The sequence below is a fragment of the Polaromonas sp. P1_G2 genome (assembly GCF_056405515.1).
Window position 1 is genome coordinate 1 of the sequence record NZ_JBFUBY010000031.1, and the last position, 21,834, is coordinate 21,834.

Genomic DNA, 21,834 nt, shown 5'->3' on the forward strand with positions numbered 1-21,834 from the left:
GGTCCATGCCGGGGTCGCGCGTGGAAGCCGCATGCAATTGCGCGAGATAAGCCTCGCGCGTGGGGCGGCTGCGCGCGGCGATGCGGGCCGTGATGTCTGAGACTTTGGGATGAAGTGCCATGGTGGAGCTTTAGGTCTGGGTGGCGGGGGCTGCCGGAGAGGCGATGTAACTTTATTACTGACTCTATGGTAACGGGTTACCGACCCCTTTGAGGCGAATGTGGTTACGGTACGGTTACCAAACACAGTCTGCCGCCAGGGCGGCTGGCCCAACGTCGGTTCCCTGCTCTTGCCCTTGTCAGCGATGCACTACGCCCGCCGGGCGCCTGGCTTTTTATTGCAGCGAGATTTCAACGCGGCGCGCCTCGGCATCGCTGCTCCCGGTCAGCTGCTCGGGTTTCTTCAGCTCGATCTGCCGTTCGGGAACACCCGCGGCCTTGAGTGCATCGCGGACTGCCAAGGCGCGTTGTTTTGCCAGGGCCGCATTTTTTGCGGCGTCGCCTGTTGCGTCATGAAAACCCGAGATCACCAGCGTACGGCCGCCCGCCTTGGCGGCCTTGACCAGGTCGGCCATGGCATCCACCGCGCCGGCGGCCAGGTCTGCATTGCCGGAAGCAAAATAAAAGCGCACCACGCTCTGCTCGACCTTGACGCTGGCGGCATCAGCAGCGGCTTGTGAGGCCTGGGAAGCCTGGATGGCCTGGGCGACGTCGGGAAGGATTGCGGGGGTAGCGGCAGGCGCCGAAGCCACAGTTGCGGGGGCCGTCGCGGCGACCGCGATGGCGGGAACAGGCGGAGCGCCCGAAGGCTTGGCGCGGTGCAGCCGGTGCAGGCTGATGCCTATGACCAGCGTCATGACAAAAACAATCAGGCCAAGAACGACCGCCAACACCAGGCCCTGCYGGCCTTCATCGTCCTGAGAAAACATTGCCCGACTCCCGTCACAAAAACTCGGCCCATTGTAAAGTGCGTCTGTGGAAAATTCAGCAAAGCAACTGGCCGGCCCCGGCCTTTCCGTTCCCCGCAACCCCGACCATATGCTGGAGACCGTCATGCGCGAGTGGGGCGGCAAGCACGACCTGTGGATCTTCGCCTATGCCTCGCTGATCTGGCGCCCGGAGTTCGAGCATGCGGAAGAGCGTTTTGCCACCATCCACGGCTACCACCGCGCGCTGAAGATGTGGAGCCGCGTGAACCGCGGCACGCCGGAATGCCCTGGCTTGGTCTTCGGCCTGCTGCCCGGCGGCAGCTGCAAGGGCATGGCCTTTCGCATCCCGCGCGCGCAGGTCGCCGGCGCCCTGCCCGCCCTGTGGGCGCGCGAGATGCCCAACGGCGTCTACGACCCCAAGTGGCTGCGCTGCCAGACCACGCAGGGCGACCTGCGGGCGCTGGCTTTCACGCTGTCCAAGCGCAGCCCCAGCCACACCGGCGTGCTCAGCGAGGACGTCTACCGGCGGATTTTTTCGGACTCCTGCGGGCGCTACGGCACCACACGCGAATATGCGCAGCTCACCTATGACAAGCTGAAAACCCTGGGCATCCACGACCATGCGCTGGGCAGGCTATTGGCGCTGGTTAATGGCTAGGCACCGTTTGAGTCTTGCCAGCGAAGGCCATGCGGCCTACAGTGGGCCTTTCCATTTTTCCGCCAACCCTTCAGGAGACCGCATCATGATCTACCGTCTGGCCACACTCGCCGCCGCCCTTGTGCTCAGCGCCTGCGCATCCACCACGAGCGGCCCGCGCGCCGTGGCACAGCTGCAAAGCACCACAGGCAACAGCGCGGCCGGCACCGTGAACTTCACCCAGAGCGGTGACAAGGTGCTGGTCTCGGGCGAGATTCGCGGCCTCAAGCCGAATGCCGAGCACGGCTTTCATGTGCATGAAAAAGGCGATTGCTCCAGCGGCGACGGCATGAGCACGGGCGGGCACTTCAACCCAGGCGGCCAGCCGCACGGCAGCCATTCGGACATGGCCCACCACGCCGGCGACATCCCCAGTTTGAAGGCCGACGCGTCGGGTGTGGCTAAGTTCAGCTTTGAATCGAAAACCATTGCCATCGGTAGCGGCGTGAACAACATCGTGGGCAAGGGCCTGATCGTGCATCGCGACCCGGATGATTACAAGACACAGCCCACCGGTAATTCCGGCCCACGACTGGCCTGCGCAGTGATCGCGCTAAGCTAGAGAACTCAGCGCCGCGCGAGCAGCGCTTCAGCTCGCTGCAAATCTTCCAGAGTGTCGATGTCAGTGACGATGCCTTCGTCTGCAAGGTCGAGCAGCGCAACGGACTGAAGCGCGGCTTGCGCCTGGACCACCGGGGACGCGCCCCGGTTTCCCGTCAATGCCAGCAGCGCCTCGTGGCACGCAGCCGAAAACCCCACCGGGTGGCCGCGCACGCCCTTGAACGTCGGCACCACCACCGYATGCCGCGCCAGCGCATCGGCCACCACCCGTAGCGTGGCGGCCTGCACCAGCGGCAGATCACCCGGCAAGACCAGCCAGCCCGAGGCTTCAGGCGTGGCCCGCACGGCGGCCGCGATGCAGTCGCCCATGCCGGGGTGGCCCGCATCCTCCAGGTGCCAGGGCAGGCCGCTGGCGGCCACGGCGTCCAGGGTGTGGCGCAGCACCGGCTTGCCAGCGAGCAGCGCCTGCAGCTTGTGCGTACCACCGCCCGACGCGGCAAAGCGCTCCCCCCGGCCTGAGGCCAGCACCAGCACCGTGGGGTCGCCCCTCGCCACGCCTTTGTCCATCACGCCAGTTTAAAAGGCAGCTCGCGCGGCGCCGGTTTTCCCGTGAGTTTGGCGATGGCGTTGGCAAAGGCCGGGGCCAGCGGCGGCAGGCCGGGCTCGCCCAGGCCGGTGGGCGCATCAGCGCTGGGCACGATGAACACCGCCACCGTGGGCATGTCGGTGATGCGCGGCACCGGGAAGTCGCCGAAGTTGCTTTGCTCCACCACGCCGTCTTTCAGCGTGATCGCCGCACCCGGCAGGCACATCGACAGCCCCATCAGCGCCGCGCCCTGAACCTGCGCCTCTATGCTGGTCGGGTTGATCGCGAGGTTGCAGTGCACGCCCGCGGTGATGCCGTGCAGCACCGGCGTGTTGTCCTTGACCGAGGCTTCGACCACATAGGCCACCACGGTGTTGAAGGATTCGTGCACCGCCACGCCCCAGGCGCGGCCGGCGGCCAGCGTGCGTTTGCCGTAGCCGGACTTGTCGACCGCCATCTGCAACGCGGCTGTATGGCGCGGATGTTTGGTGCCGAACTGCTTGAGGCGGTAGGCCACCGGGTCCTGCCCCGAGCTGCGCGCGACTTCATCGATCAGCGTTTCCATCACATAAGCCGTGTGGGTGGAGCCCACGCTGCGCCACCAGAGCACCGGCACGTTGAGCTTGGGGTGGTGCACCGACAGCCGCATCGGGATCTCGTAAGGCTCTTTCATGCCTTCGACCATGGTGCCGTCCACGCCGTCCTTGACCATGAAGGCTTCAAACGGCGTGCCGCCGACGATGGACTGGCCGACGATGACGTGGTCCCAGCCCAGAATCTCGCCCTTGTCGTCGAAGCCGATCTCGGCGCGGTGCACATGCATGGGACGGTAGTAGCCGCCCTTGATATCGTCTTCGCGGCTCCACAGCGTGCGCACCGCGGCCGTCAGCCCGGCGCCGCGCGCGGCCCTGGCGACGTTGCAGGCCTCAACAACATAGTCGCTGGTGGCGATCGCGCGGCGGCCAAAACCGCCGCCGGCCATCTGCACATTCACCTTGACGTTCTGCGGCGCCACGCCCAGTGCCTTGGAGGCGGCCAGCGCGTCCAGGCCCGGCATCTGCGTGCCCAGCCAGAGTTCGGCCTTGGCATCCGCGCCCTGTCCGCTGAGCTGCACCGTGCAGTTCAAAGGCTCCATGGGCGCGTGGGCCAGGTAGGGGAAGACAAACTCGGCGCTGATTTTTTTAGGGGCCGAAGCCAGCTTGCCGATGTTGTCGTTGTACTTGAGCGCACCGGCTTTTTGCGCCAGCGCGCGGTAGCTTGCGAGCTGCTGCGCGCTGTCGACCTTCTCGACGCCGCTGGTATCCCATTCGGCCTTGAGCGCATCGCGGCCCTGCTTGGCGGCCCAGTAGCCGTCGGCCACAACGGCCACGCCCTCACCGCCGCGGTCCAGCGGCACGCGCAGCACGGCCTTCACGCCGGGAACGGCCTTGGCCGCGCTGTCGTCCAGCGACTTGAGCTTGCCGGCGAACACCGGCGGATGCGCCACCACGGCCGTSAGCATGCCGGGCAGGCGCACGTCGATGCCGTAGCTCTGGCCGCCAGTGGATTTGGCGCGCGCATCGAGCCGGCCCGTGGGCTTGCCGATGATGCGGAACTGCTTCGGGTCCTTGAGCGTGACCGCTTCGGGCACCGGCAGCTTCATGGCCGCTTCGGCCAGCTCGCCGTACGTGAGGCGCTTGCCGCCTGGGCCGACCACCACGCCCTGCTGTGTGCGCAGGCTGCCGGCATCGACGCCCCACTGCGCGGCGGCGGCGGACACCAGCATGGCGCGGGTGCGCGCGCCGAGTTCGCGGTACTGCGTGTAGGAGTTCTTGATCGAGCCCGAGCCGCCCGTAAGGTGCATGCCGAACGCCGGGTCCACATAGGCAGGGTCGGCATTGCCGTGCTGGCTTTTGACCAGGGCCCAATCGGCGTCAAGCTCCTCGGCCAGGATCATGGGCAGGCCGGTCTGCACGCCCTGCCCGAAGTCGAGCCGGTTGATGGTGACGGTGACCGTGCCGTCCTTGTCGATGCGGACAAAGGCCGAGGGCTGCTGGGTCGGCTTGAGGCTGGATGCGGCGGGTGTCCCGGCCGTCGCCATGGTTTGCGCTTCTGAGAGCAGCGGAAACGCCCCGAGTGCAAAGCCGCCGGCAGTCGCGACCTTGAGGAAGCTGCGCCGCGGCAGCTCGGCATCTGCCATGTTTTTGGTAGCCGCTTGCGCTTTTTGCATGAGGGCCTGCAGGCCTTTTGGCAATTGCGAGGCGATGTCGAAGGTGTCTGTGGAATTGGAATACATGGTGTTCTCCTTCAAGCCAGGGTTTGAGCGGCGTCTTTGATGGCCGCGCGAATGCGCACATAGGTGCCGCAGCGGCAGATGTTGCCGGCCATGGCGCCGTCGATGTCGGCGTCGCTGGGCTTGGCATTGGCTTTGAGCAAAGCCGTGGCGCTCATCACCTGGCCGCTCTGGCAGTAGCCGCATTGCGCCACGTCGTGCTTGACCCAGGCGTCCTGCACCGCCTTGCCCACGCGGTCGGTGGCCACGGCTTCAATGGTGGTGATTTTCTGGCCGGCGGCGGCCGAAATCGGCGTGATGCAGGAACGTATGGCCGTACCGTTGAGGTGCACGGTGCAGGCGCCGCACAGCGCGGCGCCGCAGCCGAACTTGGTGCCCGTCATGCCCAGCGTGTCGCGCAGGGCCCAGAGTATGGGGGTGGATCCGTCGGCGTTGACGGCGGTGTCCTTGCCGTTGATGTTGAGGGTGGGCATCGTGGAACTCCTTGCAGTTGTTGTTAGTCAGGGGAAACGGGAAGCACTTGTCGAATTTATATTCGCTTAAAGCACGGTTTTTATCAAAATAAGGTGGCCCGCGGATATCAGGGGGTATTCACTTTCGGGACGTCGCCAGGCGATCAGGCCTTGATGGCGTCCCAGCACAGGCCGAAGGCCGCCTGGCGCACGGCCTCGTCATCGGGCAGCACCTGTGTGCGTATCAGGTTGGCGGTCTCCCGCACCGAGCCCACCACGCTGGCCGTGAGCAGGGGTAGCGGCACGGGCTTGAAGATCTCCTGCTGCTGGCCTTCTTCCATCAGCGCCAGGAAGCTCGCCGCCAGCCGCGCCGACAGCTCGCGGTTGCCCTGCGTGAACCAGGGGGAGTTGTAATACTGCTCCTGGAACACCACCTCGGCGTGGCGCTCCAGCCGGTGCCGCAGCAGGTTGCACCAGATGCGCCGCACCCGGCTGCGCAAGGGAGAGCCGGGAAGTACGCCGTCCATCAGGCGCTGCATGGTCGCGGTCTTGGCTTCTTCGTAGAGCTGGCTGATCAACTCGTCCTTGGACGGGTAGTAGACGTAAAGCGTGCTGGTGGCGATGCCGGCCGTGCGGGCGATGTCGGCCATGGTCAGGCCGCTCAGGCCGGTCTGGGCCACCAGGTTGAAGGTGGCCTCGGCAATCGCGCGCTGCTTTTCGTCGTCTTTGGGCTTCATGGGAAGCTCAGAATATAAGCGAATATTAATTCGCTATCAAGCGCCACCTCAAAACACTACCCATGCTTATAGGACAAGGGCGGTTGCGGACAAGGGCATGGGCCGAGCGGGCACAATCATGGGCATGAGCCAGCCCACCCTCTCCATTGCCGACCTGCGCAAAAGCTACGAACGCGCCGAACTCAACGAAGACGCCTCGCAGGCCGACCCGCTCAAGCAGTTCGAGCAGTGGCTGCAGGAAGCCATCGCGGCCGAGGTGCCCGAACCCAATGCCATGACACTGGCCACAGTAGCCAGCGACCTGCGCCCCTCCACCCGCATCGTGCTGATCAAGGGCTATGACGAGCGCGGCATCACCTGGTTCACCAACTACGACAGCCGCAAGGGCCGGGAACTGGCCGGCAATCCTTATGCGGCGCTGCAGTTCCATTGGGTGGAGCTGGAGCGCGTGGTGCGCATTGAGGGCGTGGTCGAAAAGGTTTCCGCCGAGGAAAGCGACGCCTACTTCAACACCCGGCCGCTGGATTCCCGCATAGGCGCCTGGGCCAGCCCGCAAAGCGAGGTGATCGCCGGGCGCGGCGTGCTGGTGGCCAATGCGGCCAAATATGGCGCTAAATTTTTGCTGCAGCCCCCACGCCCGTCGCACTGGGGCGGCTACCGCCTGAAGCCCGACAACTGGCAGTTCTGGCAGGGGCGTAAAAGCCGGCTGCATGACCGGCTGCGGTATACGCTGCAGGAGGGCGGGGACTGGCTGCGGGAGCGGCTGGCGCCTTAGTCCTTATCGCTTGGCCGGTCCAGCCGTTCAATGCGCTGTTGGGCCACGGCCGCCAGTTGGGCGGCGCTGACCAGCCCAGGCTCGATCTCCGCCAGCGGCACCAACACAAAAGCGCGTTGCCACATGCGCGGATGGGGCACCGTCAGGTGGGGCGACTCAATGTGCCCGCTACCGTAAATCAGCAAGTCAAGATCCAGCGTTCGCGGTGCGTGCAGGTAGGGYCGCTCGCGGCCCGCAGTCAATTCGATCTGGAGCAGATGCCGTAGCAAGACCGGCGCCGGCAGGCTGGTCTCGATTTTGAGAACAGCATTAAGGTAATCGTCTCCCGATGCCTGGACTTGCACACCATCGGCAGTGGTGATGGGAGCAGTTCGGTAAAGGCCGGATCGGGCGATCACTGTGGTGCCCGGCAGGCGGGCCACGTCCTTCGTAGCCTGTGCGAGCGCGGCCGCCGCATCACCGAGGTTGGCGCCCAGGCCAATGTAGGCGTCAACCATGCCCGTGCCTGCGCGCCTGGTGGCTTACTCGCCGTCGTTGCCGGCGGGAGCAGAAGCCGCAGCAGCGTCTCCCCCTCCACCACCGCGGTTGGCGGGCTTGCGCCGCCGGCGGCGTTTTTTGGCAGGTGCGGCATCGCCCTGCTCGCCTGGCACGTCGGCCTCATCGCTTGTGGGACGTTCGGCATGACCTGATCCGGCTTCAGCGTCCGGGCGCTTGACGCGAACCCGCGGCGCCTGCGGTTTATGCTGCTGCGCCTGGCGCGCTTCCTCGATCATCGCGTGGCGTTCGTCGTCGTAGGCGGTGCTGAACTTCTCCCACCATTCGGCGAGCTCCATGTCGATCTCGCCGGTCTGCGCGCGCAGGCGCAGGAAGTCGAAGCCGGCGCGAAAACGCGGCTGCTCGAGCAGCGAATAGGGTGCGCTGCCGCTGCGTTTTTCAAAACGCGGCTGCATGGTCCAGATCTCGCGCATGTCGGTGCCCAGCTTGCCGCGGCCCGACACGTCGCCGATCTTGGCGTTGAAGGCATCGTCGATCGCGTCCTGCAGCGCGGGCATGAGGTGCTCGCCGCGCTTCTTGCGCTGCTCCCAGCCTTCGCGCACGTCGGCCCACAGTACGCAGGACAGCAAAAAGCTGGGCGCCACCGGCTTGCCTTCGCCGACACGGCGGTCGGTGTCCTGCAGGGCCAGCTTGAGGAAAGGTTCGTCGGCGTTTTCAACCACCACGTCGAGCAGCGGATAGATACCGGTGCCCAGGCCCAGGAACTTGAGCTGGGCGATGCTGGCCAGCGCATGGCCGGTCTGCAGCAGCTTGAGCATTTCGTCGAAGAGGCGCGACTGCGGCACGTCGGCCAGCAGGCCCTTCATCTCGCGCAGCGGCGCCACCGTCTTGTCTTCAAACTTGAAGCCCAGCGCGCTGAGCTTGGCCGCGAAACGCACGGCGCGGATGATGCGCACCGGGTCTTCGCGGTAGCGCACGGCCGGGCTGCCGATCATGCGGATGATTCGTTTCTTGGCGTCCTTGATGCCGTTGTGGTAGTCGACCACCACCTGCGTTTCAGGGTCGTAGTACATCGCGTTGATGGTGAAGTCGCGGCGCGCGGCATCCTGCTCGATGGGACCCCAGACGTTGTCGCGCAGCACCCGACCGGAGGCGTCGACGGCGTGTTTCATGCCGGCCAGTTCGCTCTTGCTCGTGCGCTCATTGCCGCCGACCTGCTCGGCCAGGCTGCTGTCGAGGTGGGCGCGGAAGGTCGAGACCTCGATGACCTCGTGTTCGCGGCCGCGGCCGTAGATGACGTGCACGATGCGAAAGCGCCTGCCGATGATGAAGGCGCGGCGAAACAAGGACTTGACCTGCTCGGGCGTGGCGTCGGTGGCGACGTCGAAGTCCTTGGGCCGCAGGCCCACCAGCAGGTCGCGTACCGCGCCGCCGACGATGTAGGCCTCATAACCGGCGTCCTGGAGCGTGTGCACCACGTCCATGGCGCGGTCGTCCACCAGCTTGACGTCGATGCCGTGTTCCTTGACGCCTACGTCCTGGCGCTGCCCGAAGGGGGATTTTTTGGCCCGTTTGGCACCGGGCTCCGTGCTGTCGGACTTGCCGAACAGCTTGTCGATGAATTTTTTGATCATGAAATACTAGGTAAACAGCTCAAGTATGCGCCATCCGCGCTCTACCGCCAGCGCCCGCAGGCGCTCGTCGGGGTTGGTGGCGACGGGGTGGGCGACCTTCTCCATCAGGGCCAGGTCGTTCAGGGAATCGGTATAAAACGTGGTTTCCACGTCGTCCCAGGACAGCCGGCGGGAGGCCAGCCATTGTTCCATGCGGGTGACCTTGCCTTCGCGGGCCGAGGGCGTGCCCCGGATTTCACCGGTCACCCAGCCCTGGGCGTCGCGCTCGAGCTCCACCGCGATCAATTCCTTGACGCCGAAAGCGTCGGCGATGGGCCGCGTGACGAATTCATTGGTGGCGGTGACGATGAGCAGCTCGTCGCCCGCCGCGCGGTGGCCGTCCACCAGGGCCAGGGCCTGGGGTGTGATGGCTTTCTGCACGACCTCCCGCATGAAGCGGACATGGGCGGCGGCCGAACTGGCGGCGCCCTGCTCCCGGATGGCCTGGGTGGCGAAGCGCACGTAATCATGGATGTCCAGCGTGCCGGCGCGGTAGTGCTCGAAGAATTCGGCATTGCGGCGCTTGAACTCGGTGCTATCGCACCAGCCCAGCGCAATCGTGAATTCGCCCCATTCGTAATCAGAGTCGATGGGAAGCAGCGTGTGATCCAGATCAAACAACGCAATCTTTTTCTTGCCCGTCATTCACTCTCCAGCATGGACTTGATCAGGGGGATGGTGATGGCGCGCTTGGTCTGCAGGGCGTAGCCGTCGAGCTGGTCGAGCAGCTGCATCAGGCTGCCGAGATCGCGCGAAAAGCGGGTCAGCATGAAGTCCATGGCCTCGTCGCTCAGGAACACGCCGCGCGCGTCGGCCTCGCGCCGCAGCACGGCGCGCCGCTCGGGTTCGGTCAGGGCCTGCAGCGCGAACACATGACCCCAGCCCAGGCGGGTGCGCAAATCCTCGCGTAGTATCAGATCGGCGGGCGGCACGTTGCCGGCGGCCAGCACCCAGCGCGGCCGGCCGTCTGGGGCGCTGAGTGCGTTGACGAACCAGTTGAAGGCCGCCTGCTGTTGCACCGCGGTGTAGAGATGGCAGTCGTCCAGGATGACGGCGGCCCAGGATTCGTTGAATTCGGGCGGCTCCAGCAGCGAGGCGTCCATCCAGCCGCTGGCGGCGCCCTGCTCGCGCAGCGCCTCGCGCACGGCCTTGAGCAGATGGGTCTTGCCGCTGGCGGTTTCACCCCAGAGGTAGGTGGGCACGGGTGAACGCAACGTATTGCCGGCCCAGAGCTCGAGGTGCTTGAGCGCGGCCTCATTCGGCCCGCCAAAAAAATTGGCGAACGAGGGAGCCGAAGCCAGCCCGATGTCCAGCGCAATCTGTTTCATGCCCGCCATGTGCTTATCCCAACCTCATCCAGCCTTGTAAAGCCGGCTGGACATGTAGCTGGCTTTGACGCGGCGTATGCCCACCAGCAGCACCGCGCTGGCCGGCAGGGCCACCAGCACGCCGACAAAGCCGAACATCTGGCCGAACGCCAGCAAGGCAAAAATCACCGCCAGCGGGTGCAGGCCTATGCGCTCGCCCACCAGGCGCGGCGTGAAATACAAGCTTTCCACCACTTGCCCGATGCCATAGACCACAGCCACCATGACCAGCGCCTTGAGCGACGCGAATTCGAGCAGGCCAGCCAGCACCGCCAGCATCAGGCCCAGGCCGAAGCCGAGGTAGGGGATGAACATCGCCAGGCCGGTGAAGACGCCTATAGGCACGGCCAGGTCCAGGCCGAACAGGGCCAGGCCCACGGCATAAAACACCGCCATGATCAGCATGACCAGCAACTGGCCGCGCAGGTACTGGCCCAGCACCGCGTCGGCTTCTTTGGTGAAGCTGTCGAAACCGCCGCGCAGGTGGGGCGGCACCAGTTCGAGCACGCGGGCGACGAACTTGTCCCAGTCCATCAGCAGGTAAAACAGCGCCACAGGAATCAGCACGGCGTTGCCCATGATGGCCAGCGCCACGCTGCCACCCAGCTTGAGCGAGGACATCAGCGAGGTGAACAGGTCCTCGAAATTGGCATTGAGGTACTTCACCACAAAGGCCTTGATGCTGGCCACGTCCAGTGATACATGGATGCCGAACTGCGCCAGCCACGGGGCCAGGCTGGTATTGAGCCTGTCGGCCAGCAGCGGCACCTGCTCACGCAGCACCGGCAGTTCCTTGGCCATGATGGGCACGATCAGCAGGAACAGGCTCAGCAGCACCACGATGAAGAGAAATTCGACCACGATCACCGCCACCACGCGCGGCAGGCGGCCCTTGCCCATGGAATCCAGCCGGTTGACCAGCGGCGTCAACGCGTAAGCCAGCACCGCGGCCACCACAAAGGGCGTGAGCACCGGCCCCAGCAGCCACAGCGCGAGAACGACCAGGGCGGCGATCAGGCACCAGGCGGCGGCGCGTTTTTGGGTGGTGGTGAATTGCATAAAGCCTTGGGTTGAACTGGCCGGAACACGCCGCGGAAGGGCCTGAAAGCGGCCGGATGGGTAGCCTTTAGAATCTCAGGCTGAATTCTATCGGGCTTGCAGGCCCCTCCAGCGCCGCAAACCCGCCTTCCAGCCCCCTCATCCGCCCTACCGCCCCAACCCGTAGCAAAGCCGACACCATGACCACCTCTTCCCCTTCCCCCCTGAGCTACAAAGACGCGGGCGTCGACATCGACGCGGGCGACGCGCTGGTCGAGCGCATCAAGCCCCTGGCCAAAAAAACCATGCGCGAAGGCGTGCTGGCCGGCATCGGCGGCTTCGGCGCGCTGTTTGAAGTGCCCAAACGCTACAAGGAACCCGTGCTGGTCAGCGGCACCGACGGCGTGGGCACCAAGCTCAAGCTGGCCTTTGAATGGCAGATGCACGACACCGTGGGCATAGACCTGGTGGCCATGAGCGTCAACGACGTGCTGGTGCAAGGCGCCGAGCCGCTGTTTTTCCTGGACTACTTCGCCTGCGGCAAGCTGGACGTGGACACGGCCGCGGCCGTGGTCGGCGGCATCGCCAAGGGCTGTGAACTCAGCGGCTGCGCCCTGATTGGCGGCGAAACCGCCGAAATGCCCGGCATGTACCCGGCAGGCGAATACGACCTGGCCGGTTTTGCCGTGGGCGCGGTCGAGAAATCCAAGATCCTGACCGGAAAAGACGTCAAGCCCGGCGACGTGGTGCTGGGCCTGGCCAGCAGCGGCGTGCATTCCAACGGTTTCAGCCTGGTGCGCAAATGCATAGAGCGCGCGGCCGGCAATGCGCCCGCCACGCTGGACGGCAAACCCTTCAAGCAGGCCCTGATGGAGCCCACCCGCCTTTACGTGAAGAACGTGCTGGCCGCGCTGGCAGCTCATCCCATCAAGGCCCTGGCCCACATCACCGGCGGCGGCTTGCTCGAAAACATCCCGCGCGTGCTGCCCGAAGGCACGGCCGCCCACCTCAAAAAGGGCAGCTGGCCGCAAACCGAGCTGTTCGCCTGGCTGCAAAAAACCGCCGGCATCGACGACTTCGAGATGAACCGCACCTTCAACAACGGCATCGGCATGGTCGTCGTCGTGGACGCCGCCAACGCGCAAGCCACAGCCAAGACCCTGCGCGATGCGGGTGAACAGGTTTATGAGATCGGTGTGATCGCCGCCAAGGGCGACGGCGCTGCCGTCACGGTCGGCTAAACCTCGGCGCGGCACCAACAACCCATGCCGCAGCCCACTCCTCCTCCGGTCACCCCGGCCCGCCGCCTTCCGGCGGCCATCTGGGCGCTGGGCTTTGTCAGCCTCTTGATGGACATCTCCTCCGAGATGATCCACAGCCTGCTGCCGGTCTTCATGGTGACGGTGCTAGGCACCAGTCTCTGGGCCGTCGGCTTCATCGAAGGCCTGGCCGAAGCCACGGCGCTCATCGTCAAGGTTTTCTCAGGCGTGCTCAGCGATTACTGGGGCAAACGCAAGCCCTTGACGCTGCTGGGCTACGGCCTGGGCGCGGCATCCAAACCCCTCTTCGCGATAGCCACGACGACCGGGCTGGTGCTCACCGCCCGCCTGGTCGACCGCGTGGGCAAGGGCATACGCGGCGCCCCGCGGGACGCCATGGTGGCCGACCTGGCCCCGCCGGGCATGCGCGGCGCGGCGTTCGGTTTGCGCCAATCACTGGACACGGTGGGCGCCTTTATCGGGCCGCTACTGGCCATGGGCCTGATGCTGCTCTGGGCCAATGACTTCCGGGCGGTGTTCTGGGTCGCCGTGATTCCGGGTGTGCTGGCGGTGGCGCTGCTGCTGGTCGGCGTACGCGAGCCCGAGCGCGAACAGGCACCGGATGCCCCGCGCCTGAATCCCATCACCCGCGCCAACCTCAAGCGCCTGGGTGCGCCCTACTGGCGTGTAGCGGTGCTGGGCGCGGTGTTCATGCTGGCGCGCTTCAGCGAAGCCTTCTTGCTGCTGCGCGCCATGCAGGGCGGCCTGCCGGTGGCTTACACGCCGCTGGTCCTGGTCGCCATGAACCTGGTTTATTCCCTGGGCGCCTACCCTTTCGGCAAGCTGGCGGACCGCATCAGCCATAGCGCCTTGCTGGCCTGGGGCTTGGCGGTGCTCGCGGCGGCGGACCTGCTGCTTGCCGCCGGCAGCCACTGGGGCATGGCTGCGGCGGGCATCGCGCTGTGGGGCCTGCATATGGCCATGACCCAGGGCCTGCTCGCCACCATGGTGGCCGAGACGGCACCGGCGGATCTGCGCGGAACGGCTTTCGGCTTTTTTAACCTTGTCAGCGGCCTGGCGTTGCTGGTGGCCAGCACTCTGGCCGGCGTGCTCTGGGACCAGTTGGGCGCGCCTGCGACTTTTGCCGCGGGCCTTGTTTTCAGCCTGGCGGCACTTGCGTTGCTGGGGACTTGGCGCAACGCACTGCGGCTGCAGGCACCAGCGGCCTGACGCCTGCCGGCTCAGGCCAGCGCCAGCCCCGCCACACCCAGCAGCATCAACGCCGCGCCCAGCACCTGCGAGGGCTTGAGGGATTCCTTGAGCAGCCGGGCGCCCATCAGCGTGCCTATCAGCATGGACATCTCGCGCACCGGGGCCACATAGCTGAGCGGCGCGGACTGCACGGCGAACAGCACCAGGCAATAGGCCAGCGGCGACAGCACACCGACCAGCACAATCGCCGTGCGGTGCTGCCGCCACTGCCCGCGCAGTGCGCCGCGCTGGTGCAAGGCCCAGGGTGCGAGCAGCACGGTGCGAAACGCCAGGCTCGTGGCATAGAACAATACAGGCGCCATGCCCAGCGACTTCACGGCCCAGCCATCAATCACGGTATAGCCGGCGATGCACACGCCGGTCAGCGCGCCCCAGAGCACGCCGCGCCGGCGCCGCTGCGCATCACCGCCGGCAGCACCCGTGGTGCCACCGGCCGTCATGAAGACACCGGCGAGCACCAGGGCCACACCCAGCCAGCCCAGCACGCTGGGCAGTTCGCCGAGCAGCACCACAGCCCCCAGCACCGCGAGCAGCGGCCCGGTGCCCCTGGCCATGGGATAGACCACGGCGAAGTCGCCCGCCCGGTAGCCTTTTTGCAGCACCAGCAAATACACCACATGCACCAGCGCGCTGGCCAGCACGGCCAGCCACATCCAGCCGTCAAAGGCCTGCGGGTGCAGTTGCCAGGCCACCAGGGCGACCGGCGCCGCGGCCGCCACGCTGACGCAGCCGAACAGCCAGACGAAGAGCGTGCCGCCCGCCGCGCGCTTGGCCACGATGTTCCAGAGCGCGTGGCAGACCGCCCCCGCCAGTACCAGTGCCAGCGTTTGGGCGTTCATGCCGGCGCGCCGGGCTCGGGCAGGCGGAAACGGCTGTCCAGCAAGGCTTTGACGCGCCCGGCAATGGCCTCGCACTCTTCCGGGCCAAGCGGCGCGAATCCCGACGCCCACGCCGCCATGTCCGCCCAGCGCGGGAATTTGGGCGACTCGCCCCAGCGCCAGTCGGGATTCATCGCCTGCCGGCTGCGCCCCAGCACATGCAGGTGCACGCGGCGATGCGCCTGGACGTCCTTGGGCCCGGCGGGCGGGGCCTGGTCATTGAGCGCCCAGTTGCCGGCCTCCCAGTAGTTGAGGCAGCCGTCGCTTAGGGCAGGCAGTACGTCCAGCATGGCGCGGCCGGTGGCGGCCACCAGGCAGGACCAGTGGGCCAATTCGAGCGGCGCCAGTTCACTGCGCTCCCAGACCGGCCGCGGCGGGTTGACGACCAGGTGGCCGCCGTCACGGCGGTCGCATAAAAGGGCGTCGGGGAGAAGCAGGGTGCCGCCGGAGCAGCTATGCAAAACAAGGGGCATGAGGAAAGCCTTTGACAATGGATGATGAGCAAGAATCATCAAATGATGTCCTGGCTGACCGCCATATTCGATGAATTTCCTGGAAATAACACCATCACCCATCAATAAAGCAGCTTCCAATGATGAGTAAAACAGATGACTCCAACCTCCAGGCGCTGCCGCTGAACGCCGTACGGGTGTTTGTGGAAGCCGCCCGCCAGCTTAACTTCAGCCGCGCCGGCCGCGTGTTGGGCATGAGCCAGGGCGGTGTCAGTCGCCATGTCGCCACGCTGGAGCGCTACTTCGGCCAGCCCTTGTTCGCGCGCAGCGGCACTTCGGTGCGCCTGACGGATGCCGGGCGCCTGTATTTCGACACGGTGCAGGACGCCCTGTCGACCATAGAGCTGGCCACCCGCCAGCTGGCGCAAAGCCAGGCCGGCGCCCGCCTCATCGTGCGCACTTCGCTGCCCACCTTTGCGATGACGACGCTGATCCCCGCCCTGCCCGGCTTCCAACCCGCGGCCCCGGTGGCGGTGGACCTGGTGACCTCGCTTTCGCCGCCGGGCCCGGCCGACAGCTATGACGTGCTGATCACGCGCGACCTGGCCGTCGCCGGCGCCGAGCACTGGTTGCTGGCCGCCGAAAACCTGGTGTGCGTGGCGTCCCCGGCGCGTTGCCGCGAGTTCGCGAACCAGCCCGTCAGCCAGTGGCAGTTTCTCGCGGCGCAGTCGCGGCCCGACGTGCTGGCCGCCTGGTCTGCACAGGTGGGCCTGCAGGCGGCCGGCATTCACGTCAGCGCCAGCTTCGACCACTACTTCCTGGCGATCGCGGCGGCGACAGGCGGCATGGGCCACCTGGTGGTGCCCGAACTGCTGGTCGCCGAGCCCTTGCGCCGGGGCCATCTGTTGCGCGCCGCGCCTGACGCCGTCCGGGGTGATGCCAGCTATTCGGCCTACATCAACCCGCGCAGCACTGTCCCCGAAACAGGCCGGGCGTTTTGCCGCTGGCTCAAAGGCTGGCTCAGGGAGGCCGCGGAGGGCGAGTCGCCTGCGCTACAAAAACACTAGCTGCGGGCGCCGATGCCGACTGGCTTCACTGGACTTTTTGTTATTTCTGTATCAAACTGTTCCTCTGATCCGTCTTTGGAGCATGCATGCCGGTCATCGCAGTCGTCAACCGCAAGGGAGGCAGTGGCAAAAGCACACTGGCCGCGCACATCGCCGCCTGGTGCGCACGCAACGGCAGCTCTGTCATGCTGGGCGACGTGGACCGGCAGCAGTCAGCGCGCAGCTGGCTCAAGCGCCGCGACGCCGGGCTGCCGGCCATCGCCCCCTGGGCCGTGGACCAGAAAAACATGCTGCGCGTGCCCACCGGCATCACCCACGTGGTGCTCGACACGCCGGGCGGCATGCACGGTTTCGAACTGGCGCGGGTCGTGATGTTCGCCGACGCCATCATCATGCCGGTATGCAATTCCATGTTCGACCGCGAATCCGCGGCGCAGTGCCACGCCGACCTGATGGCGCTGCCGCGCGTAGCCAGCGGCCGCTGCCGCCTCGCCACCGTGGGCATGCGCATAGACGGGCGCACCAGCGCCGCAAAAGTCCTGGAGGAATGGTCGGAAGCCCTGGGCATGCCTTTTCTGGGCGCGCTGCGCGAAACCCAGCTCTATGTACGCAGCCTGGAGCGCGGCATGACGATGTTCGATTTGCCGGCCAGCGCCGCCGCGCCCGACCTCGCCCAATGGCAACCCATCCTCAACTGGCTCAGGCCCACGCTGTACCCGCCGCAGGCGGCCAACGACGCCCCAGAGCACACGCCGGCCAGGACCGTGGCCAAGGTCCCGCCGCAGATGGTCGCGCCCCGGCCTTCGGTCGCCGCGACACTGGGCGCCAGGCCGCTCAACCCGGCGCCCGCGCAAAAAGCAGCCACGTCGCGCCCGGGCAGTTCCCTGCCCGGCAGCCTGATGCCCGCGCAGGAATCGCTGATACACGGCGCGCGCATGTCCGCCCAGAGCACGGCCCGCGCGGTGGGCCGGCCCGTCCAGGTCAGCAGCGCGCCCGTGATGTCACGCAACGTGAATTCGCCCGACGGCATGCAGATTCCGCAGTTCCTCAAGCGCGGCACCTGACGCGCTGGACTGGCTTCAGGCCGCGAGTTCTTCGCGGACCTCGCGCGCAGCCTGCACCATATTGCCCAGCGCCGCCTCGGTCTCGGGCCAAGCGCGCGTCTTCAGGCCGCAGTCGGGGTTGATCCWGAGGTTTTCCGCCGGAATCACCGCCGCCGCCTTGCGCAGCAGCCGCACCATCTCGTCCACCGTGGGCACGCGCGGTGAATGGATGTCGTAGACGCCGGGGCCTATCTCGTTGGGGTACTTGAAGTCGCCGAAGCCGCGCAGCAGCTCCATGTCGGAGCGGCTGGTTTCAATCGTGATCACGTCGGCATCCATGGCAGCGATTTCCGGCAGGATGTCGTTGAACTCCGAATAGCACATGTGGGTGTGGATCTGCGTCTCGTCGGCCACGCCGCTGGCGCTGATGCGGAAGGCGCGCGTGGCCCATTCCAGGTAAGCCTTCCAGCCGGCGCGGCGCAGCGGCAGTCCTTCGCGTATCGCCGGCTCGTCGATCTGGATGATGCCTATGCCGGCGCCCTCCAGGTCCACCACCTCATCGCGTATCGCCCAGGCGATCTGCCCGGCGGTCAGGCTGCGCGGCTGGTCGTCGCGCACAAAAGACCATTGCAGGATGGTGATGGGGCCGGTCAGCATGCCTTTCATGGGCCGTTTCGTGAGACTTTGCGCATACACCGTCCAGGCCACCGTCATGGCCGCGGGGCGCGCCACGTCGCCGTAAATCACCGGCGGCTTGACGCAGCGCGAGCCGTAGGACTGCACCCAACCGTTGGCGCTGAAGGCAAAACCGTCGAGCTGCTCGCCGAAATATTCGACCATGTCGTTGCGCTCAGCCTCGCCGTGCACCAGCACGTCCAGGCCCAGCGCTTCCTGCTTGCGCACCGCCAGCCGGATTTCAGCCTGCATTTTTTCGGCGTACTGCGATTTGCCGATCTCACCGCGCTTGAAGGCCGCGCGCGCGGCGCGTATCTCGGCGGTCTGCGGAAACGAGCCTATCGAGGTGGTCGGGAACAGCGGCAAGGCAAAGCGCGCGCGCTGCACCTGCTGGCGCCGGCTGAAAGGCGACGGCCGCTGATCAGCGCCCGCGGCGGCCTGGGCCAGCCGCGCCGCCACGGTGGCGCGGTGCACACGCGGGCTGTTGCGGCGCGCCTGGGCCGCCAGGCGGGCGGCGGCCAGTTCGGGTTCCACGGCGTTTTCGCGGCCCTCGAGCACGGCCTTCAGCATGCGCAGCTCAAACAGTTTCTCGACCGCAAAGGCCAGCCAGGACTTGAGTTCGGTGTCCAGCCTGTCCTCGGCTTCCAGGCTGTAAGGCACGTGCAGCAGCGAGCAGGATGGCGCCAGCCAGAGTTCGCCCTGGTGCTTCTCGGCCACAGGCCTCAGCCTGGCCAGGGCGGCATCGGGGTCGGTGCGCCAGATGTTGCGGCCGTCGACGATGCCGACCGACAGCACCTTGTGGCTGGGCAGCCAGTCGGCCACGCCGATGAGTTCTTCAGGCGCGCGCACCGCATCCACATGCAGGCCCGCCACCGGCAGCTGGCAGGCCATGCGCAGGTTCTCCTGCAACGGCGAAAAGTAGGTGGCCAGCAGCAGCTTGACGCCGCCGCGCGAGAGCTGCCAATAGCTGGATTCAAAAGCCTGGCTCCAGGCCACCGGCAGGTCCAGGCCCAGGATGGGTTCGTCCATCTGCACCCATTCCACGCCCTGGGCCTTGAGGCGAGCGAGGATTTTTTCGTAGACCGGCAGCAGCTTGCCCAGCAGGCTGAAGCGGTCAAAGCCCGGCGTTTTTGCCTTGCCCAGCCAGAGGAAACTCAGCGGCCCCAACAGCACGGCCTTGACGGCGTGGCCGGCCAGCCTGGCCTGCGCGACTTCATCAAACAGGCGTTCGGATGCCAGGCTGAATTCGGTGCCAGGACCAAACTCCGGCACCAGGTAGTGATAGTTGGTGTCGAACCATTTGGTCATCTCGAGGGCGAATGTTCCGCCCTCAGCCTGGTCCTTTTCTTTGCTATTGCCGCAGCCGCAGCCGCAGTCCAGCCAGTGGGTATCGCCGCCCTCGGCAATCACGCCGCGCGCCATCGCGAAGTAGCGACTAAGGGCGGGCTCCTGTCCGGTAAAACCAAAGCGCGCCGGCTCGCAGCCCAGCATCTGGATGTGGTTGGCTACGTGGTCGTAAAAAGCAAAGTCACCCACCGTCACGAAATCCAGCCCGGCTTCTTTCTGCACGGCCCAATGGCGCTCGCGCAATTCGGCGCCGGCCGCTTCCAGCGCGGCCGGGCCGATCTCGCCGCGCCAGTGTTTTTCAAGCGCGAATTTCAGTTCCCGGTGCGCGCCCATGCGCGGAAAACCCAGGGTGTGTGTATGGACCATGCCGCTTATCTCCCGATTGCAAATCAAACAAAGAACGCATGGTCGTGCAGATTCAACTATTATTCAAACGAAAGATATTGCCTTTCAACGTGAAAATAATTGATTCACCTCTAACCCAGTCATGACGCTTTCCATCCTTGAAYTGCGCCACCTGCGCACCMTGACCGCCCTGCGCGACAGCGGCAGCCTGGTGCGCGCGGCGCAGCTGCTCAACCTCACGCAGTCGGCGCTGTCGCACCAGGTCAAGTTGCTGGAGGAGCGCTACGCCACGCCGCTGTTCGAGCGCAAATCCGTGCCGCCGCAGTTCAGCACCACCGGCCTGCGCTTGCTGGCGCTGGCCGATGCGGTGCTGCCGCAGGTCGAGGAAGCCGAGCGAGACGTGGCGCGCCTGGCCACCGGCCGCTCCGGCCAGTTGCGCATCGCGGTCGAGTGCCACACCTGTTTTGACTGGCTGATGCCGGCCATGGACGCCTTCCGCACGCGCTGGCCCGAGGTGGAACTCGACATCGTCTCGGGCTTTCACCCCGACCCGATCGCGCTGGTGCTGCAGGACCGCGCCGACATCGCCATCGTGTCGGAGGCTGACGCCGATGAAACGGTGGACTTCCATCCGCTGTTCCGCTTTGAAATCATGGCGCTGCTGGCCAACCACCATGCGCTGGCCGCCAAGACACACCTGACGGCCAAAGACTTCGCCGATGAAACCCTGATCACCTACCCGGTGCCCGACGAGATGCTGGACGTGGTGCGCCAGGTGCTGGAGCCGGCAGGCGTGAAGCCCGCGCGCCGCACCACCGAGTTGACAATTGCGATGCTGCAGCTGGTGGCCAGCGGCCGCGGCGTGGCCGCGCTGCCCAAGTGGGCGGTGCAGAGCTACCTGGACCGGGGTTATGTGAGCGCCAGGCCCATAGGCAAAAAGGGGCTGACCGGTCGCCTGTATGTGGCGTGTACCGAAGCCACCTCGGCTCGCCCGTGGCTGGCCGACTTTGTGGCGATCACGCGCGAGAGCTGTTTTCTCACGCTCAGTGAGATCGAGCTTCTTTGAAATGAGCCCTGAAGCTCAGTGGCGGCCCTGGCGCAGCTGGGCCAGGCGCTCGGCCATGGCGTCGATGTCGAGTGCGTCCTCGGCGTTGGCCAGGTAGGTTTCCAGGTCGGCCATCGCGCGTTCGGGCTCGCCATGGGCGGCCCAGGCCAGGCCGCGGTCGCGGTATTCCGTCCAGGCTTCGGGTTGCAGCACGATGAGGCGGTCTTGTACCGGAATCAGGCGCTGCCAGTCTTCCTGGGTCTTGTGGATTTCCTTGAGGTTGCGCAGCATGCGGCTGATGATCTCGCGCGGCGGCGCCGACTGCAGGTACAGGCCCATGGGCACCTCGAACTCGTCGCCCGGGCTGCCGCCGTGTTGCCGGAAAGGCTCGAGCCGCTCGGACAGCTCCTCGCGGCTCAGCGATTGGCCGCTGAACGGGTCTATCACCACCTGGCCCTTGGGCAGGTTGACCTTGACCATGAAGTGCCCCGGAAAGGCCACGCCGCGCGCATTGAGCCCCAGTCCCAGCGCCAGTTCCAGCCACAGCACCGCCAGCGTGATGGGGATACCGCGGCGCGTGCGCAGCACGGCGTTCAGGTAGCTGTTGTCGGGATCGTAGTAGTCGTTGACGTTGCCGCCGAAGTTCAGGTCGTGGAAAAAGAACTGGTTCAGCGCGCGCAGCCGCTGCAGCGCCGGTGCGTCGGCCGGCAGGCGGCGCTTGAGGCGGGCCAGGAGCTGGTCGACGTCGCCCAGCACCTGCTGCACGTCCAGGTCGGGATATTCGTCCTGCGCCAGGCTGATGGCGGCTTCCAGGAGGGGGAAATGCTCGTCGCTTTCCACCAGGCTGGAGAAATATTGCAATGGTGACGG

General features: G+C 66.1%; 22 protein-coding genes. 8 read left to right on the forward strand and 14 right to left on the reverse strand.

Features of this window, described 5'->3' with window-relative positions; all coding sequences use genetic code 11:
• Window positions 1–334: 334 nt before the first annotated feature.
• The gene (locus AC1D0P_RS05390) at window positions 335–928 is read right to left on the reverse strand and encodes an OmpA family protein (protein ID WP_477675760.1); all 594 of its coding nucleotides are present in this window, start codon (window positions 926–928) and stop codon (window positions 335–337) included.
• A 109-nt stretch (window positions 929–1,037) separates the two neighbouring features.
• On the opposite strand from AC1D0P_RS05390, the gene AC1D0P_RS05395 reads away from it, so the two are divergent.
• Together AC1D0P_RS05395 and AC1D0P_RS05400 are read left to right on the forward strand one after the other, a co-directional pair.
• The gene (locus AC1D0P_RS05395; protein WP_477675779.1) at window positions 1,038–1,586 is read left to right on the forward strand and encodes a gamma-glutamylcyclotransferase; all 549 of its coding nucleotides are present in this window, start codon (window positions 1,038–1,040) and stop codon (window positions 1,584–1,586) included.
• An 85-nt stretch (window positions 1,587–1,671) separates the two neighbouring features.
• A complete protein-coding gene (locus AC1D0P_RS05400) occupies window positions 1,672–2,187 on the forward strand; it encodes a superoxide dismutase family protein (protein WP_477675761.1) in 516 nt (171 codons plus the stop codon).
• Between the two features lie 5 nt (window positions 2,188–2,192).
• On the opposite strand, the gene AC1D0P_RS05405 is transcribed toward AC1D0P_RS05400, so the two are convergent.
• The 4 genes from AC1D0P_RS05405 to AC1D0P_RS05420 all read right to left on the reverse strand — a co-directional run bounded on the left by AC1D0P_RS05405 (window position 2,193) and on the right by AC1D0P_RS05420 (window position 6,233).
• Window positions 2,193–2,753: a nucleotidyltransferase family protein gene (locus AC1D0P_RS05405; RefSeq protein WP_477675762.1), complete on the reverse strand. Its 561-nt coding sequence runs from the start codon at window positions 2,751–2,753 to the stop codon at window positions 2,193–2,195.
• Complete coding sequence (locus AC1D0P_RS05410; protein ID WP_477675763.1) at window positions 2,753–5,047, reverse strand: xanthine dehydrogenase family protein molybdopterin-binding subunit; 2,295 nt, start codon at window positions 5,045–5,047, stop codon at window positions 2,753–2,755. The genes AC1D0P_RS05405 and AC1D0P_RS05410 overlap by 1 nt, the downstream gene beginning before the upstream one ends.
• Before the next feature lie 11 nt (window positions 5,048–5,058).
• Window positions 5,059–5,517 carry a (2Fe-2S)-binding protein gene (locus tag AC1D0P_RS05415; protein WP_477655187.1) on the reverse strand — a complete coding sequence of 153 codons (459 nt, stop codon included), beginning with the start codon at window positions 5,515–5,517 and terminating at the stop codon, window positions 5,059–5,061.
• 143 nt (window positions 5,518–5,660) lie between these two features.
• Entirely contained in the window at window positions 5,661–6,233 is a 573-nt protein-coding gene (locus AC1D0P_RS05420; RefSeq protein WP_477675764.1) for a TetR/AcrR family transcriptional regulator, read from the reverse strand.
• Window positions 6,234–6,357: 124 nt separating this feature from the next.
• Between AC1D0P_RS05420 and pdxH the strand changes: the two genes are divergently transcribed.
• Window positions 6,358–7,008, forward strand: coding sequence for a pyridoxamine 5'-phosphate oxidase (pdxH, locus tag AC1D0P_RS05425; protein WP_477675765.1), 651 nt, complete (start codon window positions 6,358–6,360; stop codon window positions 7,006–7,008).
• On the opposite strand, the gene folK is transcribed toward pdxH, so the two are convergent.
• The 5 genes from folK to AC1D0P_RS05450 are packed head-to-tail and all read right to left on the reverse strand — an operon-like array spanning window position 7,005 to window position 11,602.
• Window positions 7,005–7,505, reverse strand: a complete 501-nt coding sequence (gene folK / locus AC1D0P_RS05430) for a 2-amino-4-hydroxy-6-hydroxymethyldihydropteridine diphosphokinase (protein WP_477675766.1) — start codon at window positions 7,503–7,505, stop codon at window positions 7,005–7,007. The genes pdxH and folK overlap by 4 nt on opposite strands.
• A 24-nt stretch (window positions 7,506–7,529) precedes the next feature.
• On the reverse strand, window positions 7,530–9,137 hold the full coding sequence (gene pcnB / locus AC1D0P_RS05435; protein ID WP_477675767.1) for a polynucleotide adenylyltransferase PcnB: 1,608 nt from the start codon (window positions 9,135–9,137) through the stop codon (window positions 7,530–7,532).
• Between the two features lie 6 nt (window positions 9,138–9,143).
• Complete coding sequence (locus AC1D0P_RS05440) at window positions 9,144–9,821, reverse strand: HAD family hydrolase (protein WP_477675768.1); 678 nt, start codon at window positions 9,819–9,821, stop codon at window positions 9,144–9,146.
• Window positions 9,818–10,504, reverse strand: a complete 687-nt coding sequence (gene hda, locus AC1D0P_RS05445) for a DnaA regulatory inactivator Hda (RefSeq protein WP_477675769.1) — start codon at window positions 10,502–10,504, stop codon at window positions 9,818–9,820. Before hda ends, AC1D0P_RS05440 begins: the two co-directional genes overlap by 4 nt.
• A 24-nt stretch (window positions 10,505–10,528) precedes the next feature.
• On the reverse strand, window positions 10,529–11,602 hold the full coding sequence (locus AC1D0P_RS05450; protein WP_477675770.1) for an AI-2E family transporter: 1,074 nt from the start codon (window positions 11,600–11,602) through the stop codon (window positions 10,529–10,531).
• A gap of 179 nt (window positions 11,603–11,781) precedes the next feature.
• On the opposite strand from AC1D0P_RS05450, the gene purM reads away from it, so the two are divergent.
• Window positions 11,782–12,822 carry a phosphoribosylformylglycinamidine cyclo-ligase gene (gene purM / locus AC1D0P_RS05455; RefSeq protein WP_092127164.1) on the forward strand — a complete coding sequence of 347 codons (1,041 nt, stop codon included), beginning with the start codon at window positions 11,782–11,784 and terminating at the stop codon, window positions 12,820–12,822.
• Between the two features lie 24 nt (window positions 12,823–12,846).
• Window positions 12,847–14,070: an MFS transporter gene (locus tag AC1D0P_RS05460; protein WP_477675771.1), complete on the forward strand. Its 1,224-nt coding sequence runs from the start codon at window positions 12,847–12,849 to the stop codon at window positions 14,068–14,070.
• A gap of 11 nt (window positions 14,071–14,081) precedes the next feature.
• Here the strand turns inward: AC1D0P_RS05460 and AC1D0P_RS05465 are convergent, their stop codons facing one another.
• Both AC1D0P_RS05465 and AC1D0P_RS05470 read right to left on the reverse strand, forming a co-directional pair.
• Window positions 14,082–14,951, reverse strand: a complete 870-nt coding sequence (locus tag AC1D0P_RS05465) for an EamA family transporter (RefSeq protein WP_477675772.1) — start codon at window positions 14,949–14,951, stop codon at window positions 14,082–14,084.
• Window positions 14,948–15,463 carry a hypothetical protein gene (locus AC1D0P_RS05470; protein ID WP_477675773.1) on the reverse strand — a complete coding sequence of 172 codons (516 nt, stop codon included), beginning with the start codon at window positions 15,461–15,463 and terminating at the stop codon, window positions 14,948–14,950. The genes AC1D0P_RS05465 and AC1D0P_RS05470 overlap by 4 nt, the downstream gene beginning before the upstream one ends.
• Before the next feature lie 122 nt (window positions 15,464–15,585).
• Between AC1D0P_RS05470 and AC1D0P_RS05475 the strand changes: the two genes are divergently transcribed.
• Both AC1D0P_RS05475 and AC1D0P_RS05480 read left to right on the forward strand, forming a co-directional pair.
• On the forward strand, window positions 15,586–16,509 hold the full coding sequence (locus AC1D0P_RS05475; protein WP_477675774.1) for a LysR family transcriptional regulator: 924 nt from the start codon (window positions 15,586–15,588) through the stop codon (window positions 16,507–16,509).
• 86 nt (window positions 16,510–16,595) lie between these two features.
• Window positions 16,596–17,573, forward strand: coding sequence for a ParA family protein (locus AC1D0P_RS05480; protein WP_477675775.1), 978 nt, complete (start codon window positions 16,596–16,598; stop codon window positions 17,571–17,573).
• Between the two features lie 15 nt (window positions 17,574–17,588).
• Here the strand turns inward: AC1D0P_RS05480 and metE are convergent, their stop codons facing one another.
• On the reverse strand, window positions 17,589–19,940 hold the full coding sequence (gene metE / locus AC1D0P_RS05485) for a 5-methyltetrahydropteroyltriglutamate--homocysteine S-methyltransferase (RefSeq protein ID WP_477675776.1): 2,352 nt from the start codon (window positions 19,938–19,940) through the stop codon (window positions 17,589–17,591).
• A gap of 121 nt (window positions 19,941–20,061) precedes the next feature.
• On the opposite strand from metE, the gene AC1D0P_RS05490 reads away from it, so the two are divergent.
• On the forward strand, window positions 20,062–20,985 hold the full coding sequence (locus AC1D0P_RS05490; RefSeq protein ID WP_477675777.1) for a LysR family transcriptional regulator: 924 nt from the start codon (window positions 20,062–20,064) through the stop codon (window positions 20,983–20,985).
• Window positions 20,986–21,000: 15 nt separating this feature from the next.
• Here the strand turns inward: AC1D0P_RS05490 and AC1D0P_RS05495 are convergent.
• On the reverse strand, window positions 21,001–21,834 hold an 834-nt coding region (locus tag AC1D0P_RS05495; protein ID WP_477675778.1), incomplete at its 5' end, for a SirB1 family protein.

Bases quoted from the DNA above. Each gene is read 5' to 3' on its own strand.
- AC1D0P_RS05460 (WP_477675771.1), top strand. From the start codon at position 12,847: ATGCCGCAGCCCACTCCTCCTCCGGTCACCCCGGCCCGCCGCCTTCCG.
- AC1D0P_RS05450 (WP_477675770.1), bottom strand. From the start codon at position 11,602: ATGCAATTCACCACCACCCAAAAACGCGCCGCCGCCTGGTGCCTGATC.
- AC1D0P_RS05400 (WP_477675761.1), top strand. From the start codon at position 1,672: ATGATCTACCGTCTGGCCACACTCGCCGCCGCCCTTGTGCTCAGCGCC.
- AC1D0P_RS05420 (WP_477675764.1), bottom strand. From the start codon at position 6,233: ATGAAGCCCAAAGACGACGAAAAGCAGCGCGCGATTGCCGAGGCCACC.
- purM (WP_092127164.1), top strand. From the start codon at position 11,782: ATGACCACCTCTTCCCCTTCCCCCCTGAGCTACAAAGACGCGGGCGTC.
- AC1D0P_RS05395 (WP_477675779.1), top strand. From the start codon at position 1,038: ATGCTGGAGACCGTCATGCGCGAGTGGGGCGGCAAGCACGACCTGTGG.
- AC1D0P_RS05415 (WP_477655187.1), bottom strand. From the start codon at position 5,517: ATGCCCACCCTCAACATCAACGGCAAGGACACCGCCGTCAACGCCGAC.
- AC1D0P_RS05465 (WP_477675772.1), bottom strand. From the start codon at position 14,951: ATGAACGCCCAAACGCTGGCACTGGTACTGGCGGGGGCGGTCTGCCAC.
- AC1D0P_RS05475 (WP_477675774.1), top strand. From the start codon at position 15,586: ATGAGTAAAACAGATGACTCCAACCTCCAGGCGCTGCCGCTGAACGCC.
- pcnB (WP_477675767.1), bottom strand. From the start codon at position 9,137: ATGATCAAAAAATTCATCGACAAGCTGTTCGGCAAGTCCGACAGCACG.
- hda (WP_477675769.1), bottom strand. From the start codon at position 10,504: ATGAAACAGATTGCGCTGGACATCGGGCTGGCTTCGGCTCCCTCGTTC.
- AC1D0P_RS05480 (WP_477675775.1), top strand. From the start codon at position 16,596: ATGCCGGTCATCGCAGTCGTCAACCGCAAGGGAGGCAGTGGCAAAAGC.
- AC1D0P_RS05470 (WP_477675773.1), bottom strand. From the start codon at position 15,463: ATGCCCCTTGTTTTGCATAGCTGCTCCGGCGGCACCCTGCTTCTCCCC.
- AC1D0P_RS05440 (WP_477675768.1), bottom strand. From the start codon at position 9,821: ATGACGGGCAAGAAAAAGATTGCGTTGTTTGATCTGGATCACACGCTG.
- pdxH (WP_477675765.1), top strand. From the start codon at position 6,358: ATGAGCCAGCCCACCCTCTCCATTGCCGACCTGCGCAAAAGCTACGAA.